At 43.9% G+C, this 255-nt stretch carries 1 pseudogene; it reads right to left on the bottom strand.

The annotated features are described in order from the left end of the window. A pseudogene (locus tag ACSLUK_RS20140) lies at positions 1 to 255 on the bottom strand (IS110 family transposase); the annotation flags it as partial.

Genomic DNA, 255 nt, shown 5'->3' with positions numbered 1-255 from the left:
TTAGGTACAACCCCCAGAGCGGCTGATGCATCTCTTCCTCGCTTAAACTGCTTGCCGTCGCCTAACCAATGGAGCAAGCTAAACGAGTTAATCGGCCCAACTGCAGGTATCGCAATTAACTTCTGGCTTACCTTCTCTGATTTAACCTTTTGTTGTAACTTCTGGTTATACCAATCAAGTTCAGACTTTGTCGCCTGAAACTGCTGATATCGCCTGAATAGTATTTCTCTGAACTCAGGTGTTAAACCATTTTCA

The organism is Thalassotalea fusca (assembly GCF_053485835.1).
This window is presented reverse-complemented; position numbering and strand designations above follow the sequence as displayed.